This is a genomic window from Vibrio salilacus (genome assembly GCF_002811245.1).
In the GTDB taxonomy this organism is placed as follows: domain Bacteria; phylum Pseudomonadota; class Gammaproteobacteria; order Enterobacterales; family Vibrionaceae; genus Vibrio; species Vibrio salilacus.
Window position 1 is genome coordinate 329,728 of the sequence record NZ_NIVQ01000001.1, and the last position, 6,920, is coordinate 336,647.

At 43.2% G+C, this 6,920-nt stretch carries 8 protein-coding genes; 6 read left to right on the plus strand and 2 right to left on the minus strand.

Annotation, left to right across the window (positions count from 1 at the left end):
* The first annotated feature begins 197 nt into the window (after positions 1 to 197).
* From CDZ87_RS01445 to rplT, 6 genes are all read left to right on the plus strand, one after another.
* Positions 198 to 1,202 carry a response regulator gene (locus CDZ87_RS01445; protein WP_100751840.1) on the plus strand — a complete coding sequence of 335 codons (1,005 nt, stop codon included), beginning with the start codon at positions 198 to 200 and terminating at the stop codon, positions 1,200 to 1,202.
* Positions 1,202 to 1,642, plus strand: coding sequence for a PAS domain-containing protein (locus CDZ87_RS01450; protein ID WP_100751841.1), 441 nt, complete (start codon positions 1,202 to 1,204; stop codon positions 1,640 to 1,642). Before CDZ87_RS01445 ends, CDZ87_RS01450 begins: the two co-directional genes overlap by 1 nt.
* A 451-nt stretch (positions 1,643 to 2,093) precedes the next feature.
* On the plus strand, positions 2,094 to 4,022 hold the full coding sequence (gene thrS / locus CDZ87_RS01455) for a threonine--tRNA ligase (RefSeq protein ID WP_038173101.1): 1,929 nt from the start codon (positions 2,094 to 2,096) through the stop codon (positions 4,020 to 4,022).
* A gap of 3 nt (positions 4,023 to 4,025) precedes the next feature.
* A complete protein-coding gene (gene infC, locus CDZ87_RS01460; protein WP_084185927.1) occupies positions 4,026 to 4,577 on the plus strand; it encodes a translation initiation factor IF-3 in 552 nt (183 codons plus the stop codon).
* Between the two features lie 116 nt (positions 4,578 to 4,693).
* Positions 4,694 to 4,888 carry a 50S ribosomal protein L35 gene (gene rpmI / locus CDZ87_RS01465; RefSeq protein ID WP_038173098.1) on the plus strand — a complete coding sequence of 65 codons (195 nt, stop codon included), beginning with the start codon at positions 4,694 to 4,696 and terminating at the stop codon, positions 4,886 to 4,888.
* A gap of 41 nt (positions 4,889 to 4,929) precedes the next feature.
* Complete coding sequence (gene rplT / locus CDZ87_RS01470; protein ID WP_009602381.1) at positions 4,930 to 5,283, plus strand: 50S ribosomal protein L20; 354 nt, start codon at positions 4,930 to 4,932, stop codon at positions 5,281 to 5,283.
* A 61-nt stretch (positions 5,284 to 5,344) separates the two neighbouring features.
* Here rplT and CDZ87_RS01475 read toward each other — a convergent pair whose 3' ends face one another.
* Together CDZ87_RS01475 and CDZ87_RS17210 are read right to left on the minus strand one after the other, a co-directional pair.
* Entirely contained in the window at positions 5,345 to 6,307 is a 963-nt protein-coding gene (locus CDZ87_RS01475) for an integron integrase (protein WP_100751842.1), read from the minus strand.
* 391 nt (positions 6,308 to 6,698) lie between these two features.
* Positions 6,699 to 6,920: hypothetical protein (locus CDZ87_RS17210; protein ID WP_216639371.1), on the minus strand; the 222-nt coding region annotated here is incomplete at its 5' end.

A 6,920-nucleotide genomic window follows, 5' to 3' on the forward strand; every position in this document is an offset into this window, starting at 1 on the left:
TACCGTTCATTATTATACTGTGGATTTTTTGTTCATTTAAACCACTGTAATCGTAATTACGGCGGGTAAAGCTACCAGCCTGTTTTTGATCTGCTACATTGATATAGAAGAGCCAATGATTGTCGAGACAAAATGTCCGGATAGTTGTGCTTGTTTTTATTCACTCACCCTTTACCCCAAGAGGAGTAGGCGTACGCATGTCATTTCCAGTCCTTATATGCGATGACTCCGCTTTAGCTAGAAAGCAGATGGCGCGCTCAATACCCGCTTCGCTAAATGCCGATATTACCTTTGCCGTACATGGGCTCGATGCACTCGAACAGTTAGAAAATCATACGTTCAAACTGATGTTTCTTGATCTGACTATGCCTGAACTTGACGGTTTTGGTACCTTAGAAGCGATTGGTAATAAGGGCATCGACATTCCGGTCGTCGTTGTGTCTGGTGATATTCAGCCCAAAGCCAAACAACGTGTAATGGAATTAGGGGCAAAAGCTTTCATCCAGAAGCCGATTGACAAAGAGCTACTCAACAAGACGCTTAAAGAATTAGTCGAACCTGTTACTCAGCCACAAATCATTACACCGACCAGTCTTGAATTGCCGATATTGCGTCGTCGTGACGTCTACATGGAGGTCGCCAACGTATCGATCGGGCGAGCCGCGGATGCATTGGCGAGGCATTTCGATGTTTTTGTTCACCTTCCGTTGCCGAACGTGAATATATTTGAGGTCAGTGAACTGCACATGGCGCTGCGTGATTTGGCCGAAAACGATCAAGTCTCGGGCGTCTGCCAAGGTTTTAGTGGCGAGGGAATTGCAGGGGAAGCATTAGTATTACTGAGCGATTCCAGTGTCAGTGATTTAAAAAAATTGATGAAAGTACCTGCCGATAGTGAAGAGCTCGAAGAGCTTGAACTGCTTATGGATGTGTCGAATATTTTGGTCGGTTCGTTTTTAAATGGTTTAGGAGAGCAATCAGAAGTCCGTTTCTTCCAGAGCTCGCCAGTGTTGCTTGGCCAGCATATTTCGATTGATTCGGTGATTTCGTCCACGTCCGGTTCGTTCAAGAAAACCATGACGTTCGAGGTAAGCTACAATATTGACGGTACATCTATTCGTTGTGATTTATTGTTTATGTTTGTTGATGAATCTCTGCCTTTGTTGGATAACAAGTTGGCCTATCTAATGGAGGACTTCTAATGATTAATCTTCCTGCTGAGTTTGAGCAGTTTCACTGGATGGTAGATATGGTGCAGAATGTTGATTTAGGTTTAGTCGTGTTAGACCGAGATCACAATGTGCAAGTGTGGAATGGCTTTATGACTCACCATAGTGGTATTCAAGCGCATGACGCTATTGGTAAACCACTTTTTGAACTCTTTCCCGAGATCCCCTGTGAGTGGTTTAAGCTGAAAACGAAACCTGTGTACGACTTAGGTTGTCGCAGTTTCATTACTTGGCAGCAACGTCCGTATTTGTTCAAGTGTCGCAATGTTCGTCCCGTCACTCAGCAAGCAGACTTTATGTATCAAAACATCACACTCAACCCAATGCGTACGCCAACGGGTGAGATTCGTTCATTGTTTTTGTCGATTCAAGATGCGACGGCTGAAGCGTTAGTGTCACGCACCTCAGCATAATCTTTGTGAAACCCCATTTTGCTTATTACGCCAAGTTAATCCTTGGCGTAATTGTTTATGCTCTAGCGCGATTGTTTATGTTCTAGCGCGGAGATGCGCAGTGGAGTGGGGGTGGTCAAAACCTTGTTTCATTCAAGCTCTGTTTTGGCAATACCGGCTTGCTCGCCTCGGGATCTCTTGCCATGAGCAAGAACGGTGCTCAATCAGTGGTTGAATCAAGAATAAGGTCAACCCACTAGGGTGAAAAGAGACTTTTTTAGTTCATTTCTGTGACTTTGATTGTTATTTCAGACTAATCCGTTACAATACGTGCTCGTTCCTCAGTTGTGCATCCGTATTTGCATAGAAAAGGACACCGTTTCTTATCTTTAACGCATTGTTTTTAATGTTAAAGATACGTTTTAAATACACGTGTTGCTTGGTATGCAACACCACTGTAAAGGACAGTAAAATGCCTATTATTACTCTTCCTGACGGCAGTCAGCGTCAATATGACAACCCAGTTTCAACTCTTGAAGTCGCTCAATCTATCGGTCCAGGTCTTGCGAAAGCAACCATCGCTGGTCGTGTAGATGGCACTCGTGTTGATGCCTGTGATTTGATTGAACAAGATGCAAGTCTTGAAATTATCACAGTAAAAGACGAGGTTGATGGTCTTGAAATCGTTCGCCACTCTTGTGCGCACTTGCTCGGTCACGCGATTAAGCAACTTTTTCCTGAAGCGAAAATGGCGATTGGTCCAACCATCGATAGTGGTTTTTACTACGATATCGACCTTGAGCACTCTCTAACGCAAGAAGATCTAGAAAAGATCGAAAAGCGCATGAAAGAGTTGGCTAAGACGAAATATCAGGTTATCAAGAAAAAGGTAAGCTGGCAGGAAGCACGCGATGCATTTGAAGCTCGCGGTGAAACCTATAAGATTGAAATTCTCGACGAGAACGTTGCACGCGACGATCGTCCGGGTCTTTATCATCATGAAGAATACATCGATATGTGTCGTGGACCACACGTACCACATATGGGTTTTTGTCAGAATTTTACGTTATTAAACGTGGCGGGAGCTTACTGGCGCGGTAACAGTGACAATAAAATGTTACAGCGTATCTACGGTACGGCTTTCCACGACAAAAAAGCATTAAAAGCGCACCTAACTCGTTTAGAAGAAGCGGCCAAACGTGATCACCGTAAGATCGGTAAGCAACTTGACCTCTTCCACATGCAGCAAGAAGCACCAGGAATGGTATTCTGGCATCATAACGGTTGGTCAATCTTCCGTGATCTAGAAGTATTCGTGCGTGAAAAACTGACAGAATACGACTATCAGGAAGTAAAAGGTCCACTTATTATGGATCGCGTTCTTTGGGAACGTTCTGGTCACTGGGATAAGTATGCAGATGCAATGTTTACCACTGCCTCTGAGAATCGTGACTACGCGTTAAAGCCAATGAACTGTCCTGGTCATGTTCAGATCTTTAATCAAGGTCTGAAATCGTACCGTGACCTGCCACTTCGTATGGCAGAATTTGGTTCATGTCACCGTAACGAGCCTTCAGGCGCGTTACACGGTATCATGCGCGTACGTGGTTTTACTCAAGATGATGCACACATCTTCTGTACTGAGAGCCAAATTCAAGACGAAGTGACCAGCTGTATTAAAATGGTTTACGATACGTACCAGACTTTTGGTTTCGATAATATCGTTGTTAAACTGTCAACTCGCCCTGAAAAGCGCGTTGGTAGTGATGAAATCTGGGACCAATCAGAAGAAGCATTGAAACAATCTCTTGAAGCGATGGACATTCCATACGAGATTCAAGAGGGCGAAGGTGCGTTCTATGGTCCTAAAATCGAGTTTACCCTGCACGATTGTCTTGATCGCGCATGGCAATGTGGTACGGTTCAGTTAGATTTCAACCTACCAGGTCGTCTAGGTGCCACTTACGTTGATGAAAATAACGAGCGTCAAGTACCTGTTATGATTCACCGTGCGATTCTGGGATCATTAGAACGATTTATTGGTATTCTAATTGAAGAGTACTATGGCTTCTTCCCAACTTGGTTATCGCCAGAACAGGCTGTAATCATGAATATCACTGACAAACAGTCAGATTATGTTCAGGAAGTTGCACAAAAACTACAAAAATGTGGAATTAGAGCTAAAGCAGACTTGAGAAATGAGAAGATTGGCTTTAAAATCCGCGAACATACTTTGAAGCGTGTACCGTATATGCTCGTTTGTGGCGACCAAGAGATGGACGCTGGCGAAATTGCAGTACGAACTCGTAAAGGCAAGGATCTCGGCAAGTTTAAAGTGGATGATTTTATTTCTTACATCCAAGACGAGATTTCAAGCCGTAAGCTCAATCTGGAGGAATAAGCTATTAAAGGCGGAAGACGCGGCCAACAGCCGGTAAAACAAAACCCGCACCGTTTAAACGGTGAAATTCGTGGCGTTCGTGAAGTTCGATTAACAGGCGCTGACGGTGAATCAGTTGGTGTTGTATCGATTCAAGAAGCGATCACAGCGGCTGAAGAAGCAGGCATGGATCTTGTAGAGATCAGTCCAAACGCTGAGCCGCCAGTCTGTCGAGTGATGGACTACGGCAAATTCCTCTTTGAAAAGAGCAAATCTGCTAAAGAGCAGAAGAAAAAGCAAAAACAGGTTCAGATTAAGGAAGTCAAATTCCGTCCTGGAACTGATATTGGAGACTATCAGGTAAAACTACGCAACCTGACGCGTTTCCTTGAAGAAGGCAACAAAGTGAAGGTAACAATTCGCTTCCGTGGCCGCGAAATGGCACACCAAGACATCGGTGTCGACGTTCTAAAACGCTTGAAAGAAGATACTGCAGAACTTGCTGTGGTTGAATCATTCCCAAGCCGTATTGAAGGTCGCCAGATGATCATGGTGTTAGCCCCTAAAAAGAAGTAATTAGTGGCTTGCAAGTGATTTAACCCCGCCGTTCTTTTTGTAAAGAGAAAGCGGTGGGGTTCAATTCGCCCTGATTACGTTGTTTATTAAACCTCTACAATGCGGAGTTATTCATCATGCCTAAGATGAAAACCAACAAAGGTGCTGCTAAGCGTTTTAAGAAAACTGCTGGTGGTATTAAGTTTAAGCACGCTACTAAACGTCACATTCTGACTAAGCGTACTACTAAGAACAAGCGTCAACTACGTCCAAATGCAATCCTTCCTCGTTGTGAAGTGGCTGCAGTTGCTCGTATGTTGCCATACGCTTAATTCTTTTTAGTTTATCAATCGTTTAGTTTAGGAGAAGCATAATGCCTCGCGTAAAACGTGGTGTACAAGCTCGTGCACGTCATAAGAAAGTTCTAAAACAAGCTAAAGGTTACTACGGAGCACGTTCACGTGTTTACCGCGTAGCTTTCCAAGCAGTTACCAAAGCTGGTCAATACGCTTACCGTGACCGTCGCAACAAGAAACGTCAATTCCGTCAACTATGGATTGCACGTATCAACGCGGCCTCTCGTCAAAATGGTCTATCTTACAGCCGTTTCATTAACGGTCTTAAGAAAGCATCTATCGAGATCGACCGTAAGATCCTTGCTGACATCGCGGTATTCGACAAAGCTGCATTTGCAGTTCTAGTTGAAAAAGCGAAAACTGCTCTTTAGATAGCAGTTTAGGATTAAGGAAAGGAGAGCTTAGGCTCTCCTTTTTTATGCCTAACATTTATTATAAGTTCGACAGCGGGCTAAGCACTCCACTGGCGCCTCTATCAATAACATGTGTGTATATTTGCGTTGTTCGCACATCACTGTGACCTAACTGCTCCTGTACTGTCCTGATATCTGCTCCAGACTCTAGAAGGTGCGTAGCAAAGCTGTGTCTGAGTGTATGACACGTCACGTGTTTATTGATGTTCGCTTCTTTGGCAGCGCGTTTGACTGCTCGTTGCAGTGCTATCTCATTAATATGGTGACGGCGAAGTAAGTTGGATTCAGGATCGACAGACAGTTTAGCTGATGGAAATAAGTAGTGCCAATTGAACTCAAGCTCGCACCCCTGGTACTTACGCTGCAGTGATTCATTAAGCCAAACACCAGCATAACCGGATGTGTTGATATCTTTCTTATAGTAGCGAAGTGCCATCTCTTGTTGTTCCTTCAGCAAGGGGATGAGCTCTTTGGCTAAGGTTACTGTTCTGTTTTTCCCACCTTTACCTTGCCAAATTCTAAGCGCATAGTAGTGGTAATCGATATCATGAACTCTTAATCGAACCGCTTCCATGACCCGTAATCCGGAACCATACAACAGCATAATATGCAGTTTGTACTTTGGATCAATGTGAGTAACAAAGCGCCGCATTTCATCTTTGGTAAGAACAACTGGTAGTTTGCGGTCTAGCAACGATTTCTGGAATTTCATTTCGTTGTTCAAAGGCGTACGTAAATACTCTCGATATAGAAAATTCACTGCATTAAGAGCCAGAGCTTGTGTCTTAGCCGCGACTTTATCATGAATGGCGAGGTGAGTAAGAAAGGCCTCAACGTTGTCCTCATTTAACTCAGAGGGATGCTGATTGTCATTGAAGCTTATAAAGCGAATTATCCAGCTGATATAAGCATCGATCGTTTTACTCGCATAATGGCGAACCCGCATGTGTTCTTTTATACTCAAAATAAACTGATTTTTCATCATCTTCTCTATATAATCTTAACTGTATAAATAAACAGTTAAATGATTGAGTGTTAATTTCAAGAATTAGTCGACACTTTGCAATCTAATTGTGGGCTGCCAGTCATGAAATCATCCACTATGGCTAAGTGTTTCATATGCTTATGTGATAACATTAGAATTATTTAATACAACAAAGAGAACTTTTTCAAGTGGGATCGAGCTACTTAGTGTTGTATAGATAGCGTTAGTTGCCAGCGGTAAAAATGCAGCTAAATCAGAAAATTTTGGGCTAATGTATCGTGCAATTTTGCTCTTTTTTGTGTCTGGGTGTGGTTGGCTGAAATTGTGTTCGATTTTTAGTATTGTGGTTTTTTTCTGCCGTTTCAGACACGAATTTACTTGTTGAAAGTCAGCTTTGTGACATTGTTTTTCCAAAAGGTCTTTTTGGTGCTTTTGGCCAGTTTTCTGCGGCGTTGTAAGTTCCAAGTGGTTTCAGTGGCAGGCGCTTTGAAGCTGCGCCTGAATTGAGTTTTTCAAAGTGCTGAAAAACGGCGTTGGCAAAAGTGGAAACAAACAAAATCAAAGGTTTAGAATGGCAACTAACAAAGCGTTTAAGGCAGATTCGCAACGC